This window comes from Actibacterium sp. (genome assembly GCF_041584535.1).
In the GTDB taxonomy this organism is placed as follows: Bacteria; Pseudomonadota; Alphaproteobacteria; order Rhodobacterales; family Rhodobacteraceae; genus Actibacterium_D.
In genome coordinates, this window is sequence record NZ_JBFHDW010000351.1 from 1 (window position 1) to 2412 (window position 2412).

Here is a 2412-nt window from a genome sequence, read left to right on the forward strand (position 1 = left end):
CGATCACCGATATCGCCGGGTCGTCCGATGTGTTCGACCGTGGGTTCGTCACCTATTCCAACGCCGCCAAGATCGAGATGCTGGGCATTGCCCCCGCCACGCTTGAGACCTATGGCGCGGTCTCGGAACAGATCGCCCGCGAGATGGCCGAGGGCGCGCTGGCGCACTCGAACGCGACGCTGACGATTGCGGTGACCGGCGTCGCCGGCCCCGGCGGGTCCGAGAACAAGCCCGAGGGCCGCGTCTGTTTCGGTCTGGCCCGCACCGGACTGCCGACCCACACTGAAACCCTCAATTTCGGTGCCCTTGGCCGCGCCAACGTGCGCCGCGCCACGGTGGAACATGCGCTGAGCCTGCTGAATCTGGCCCTGACCCCCGATTCATAAACTGACGCTTTTTTAATCAACCCCCACGCTTAGGCGACCATTTGCCGTGCGCTTTGCGCACTGCCTACTATTTAACCCACTTTTTTCTCTCATTGCGCTTTTCATGGCGGCAGAATCCCGCTTTTTGCCCAAAAACCCAGCAAAACGGGAAGGGAAGAGATCTATGAACGGGGCAGATACCGCCTGGATTATTGTGGCCACCGCATTGGTGCTGTTTATGACGCTGCCGGGACTGGCATTGTTCTATGGCGGTCTGGTCAAGGCACGTAACGTGCTGAGCGTTTTCATGCATTGCTATGCCATCGCCTGTCTGATGAGCGTGCTGTGGTTCGTCGCGGGCTATTCGATCGCCTTTGGCGATGGCGGCGCCTATTGGGGCGGTCTGGGCAAGATGTTCCTGTCGGGCATCACCGCTGACACGCTGTCGGGCACCCTGCCCGAGGTTCTGTTCTTTGCCTTTCAGATGACCTTTGCGATCATCACCCCGGCGCTGATCGTCGGCGCCTATGTCGAGCGCGTGGGCTTTGGCTTTGTGTTGCTGTTCTCGGCGCTGTGGATGCTGCTGTGCTATGCGCCCGTGACCCATTGGATCTGGGGCGGCGGGTTTCTGGCCGATGGCGGCATTTTCGGCGAGACCGGCGTCAAGGATTTCGCCGGTGGTATTGTGGTGCATGAAACCGCTGGTCTGGCGGCGCTGCTGATCGCGTTTTTCCTTGGCCCGCGGCGCGACCGTCATACGCCGCCGCATTCGCCGGGCTTTGTGATGATCGGTGCGGCGATGCTGTGGGTCGGCTGGTTCGGCTTTAACGGCGGCTCGCAACTGGCAGCCGATGGCGGCGCGGCGATGGCGCTGACGGTTACTCATATCTCGGCGGCCACCGCGTCGCTGACATGGGCGCTGTGGGAACGGGTCAAATACGGCAAGACCTCGCTGGTTGGCATTGTCACCGGCACGATCGCCGGTCTGGCCTCGATCACCCCGGCCAGTGGCTTTGTCGGCCCGGTCGAGGCGCTGATCATCGGCGGCATTGCCGGTATCCTGTGCCAAGAGGCCGTGGGCCTGATCCGCAACAAGGTCAAGATCGACGACACGCTGGACGTGTTCGCGGTGCATGGCGTTGGCGGCATCTTCGGCACCATCATGATCGCGGTGTTCGGCGCCGGCACATGGGCCGCGCAGCTGGGCGGGCTGGCCGTGGTCGGTGTCTTTACCACCGTCGTGACCGTGGTTCTGATCAAGGTTGTCGGTCTGATCACGCCGCTGCGCGTCGATGCCGAGACCGAAGTGTCGGGTCTGGATCTGGTCGTCCATGGCGAGCGCGCTTACGATCACGCCTCGTAAGCCACCGACATTCCAACACATGACCCCCGCCACCCGGCGGGGGTTTTTTTATGAATACAGTTCGGCGGCCCGATCTTCGAACGCCTTGACGATGCGATGCATGGCCTCGTTGAACACCACGCCGATCACCCCTTGCAGCACCCGGTTCTTAAAATCGAAATCGACGTGAAAATCGACCTCGCAGCCGCCCTCGGGCAGATCGCGGAACGCCCATGTCGAATGCAGGTGCTTGAACGGCCCATCCAGATATTCGGTGTCGATCCGGTGCTCGGCCGGGGTCAGCGTGACCCGGCTGCCAAAGCGTTCGCGGAACACCTTGAAACTGATCACCAGATCGGCCTCCATCACCTCGCCGCCCGGCACCGGCTTGCGCGAGCGGATGCGCGCCGCAGCGGTCCAGGGCAGGAATTTCGGATATGACGCGACATCGGCCACAAGGGCATACATCTGGTCCGCCGTATAGGGCAGCGCGCGTTTTTCAGAATGGCTGGGCATGGGCCTTGCAGTTTCGTCTCGTTCGGGCGACCTTTCCGCGATGAGGGCGCGAAAATCAAGGGAAGGCCATGACAAACCATGACAAATAAGCCCTATGTGATCGACGAAATGATCTCGGCCAAGCAAATCGCGGCCCGGATCGAGATTTTGGCCAATGAAATCCGCCGCCACTACGCCGATACCGACAAG

Annotated in this window: 3 protein-coding genes; 2 read left to right on the forward strand and 1 reads right to left on the reverse strand. The window is 61.6% G+C overall.

Features of this window, described 5'->3' with window-relative positions:
- Positions 1 to 2: 2 nt before the first annotated feature.
- Both ABYW26_RS13450 and ABYW26_RS13455 read left to right on the forward strand, forming a co-directional pair.
- Entirely contained in the window at positions 3 to 386 is a 384-nt protein-coding gene (locus tag ABYW26_RS13450; RefSeq protein WP_372605424.1) for a CinA family protein, read from the forward strand.
- Positions 387 to 549: 163 nt separating this feature from the next.
- A complete protein-coding gene (locus ABYW26_RS13455) occupies positions 550 to 1728 on the forward strand; it encodes an ammonium transporter (RefSeq protein WP_372605425.1) in 1179 nt (392 codons plus the stop codon).
- A gap of 48 nt (positions 1729 to 1776) precedes the next feature.
- Here ABYW26_RS13455 and ABYW26_RS13460 read toward each other — a convergent pair whose 3' ends face one another.
- A complete protein-coding gene (locus tag ABYW26_RS13460; RefSeq protein WP_372605426.1) occupies positions 1777 to 2223 on the reverse strand; it encodes a type II toxin-antitoxin system RatA family toxin in 447 nt (148 codons plus the stop codon).
- Positions 2224 to 2412: the final 189 nt, after the last annotated feature.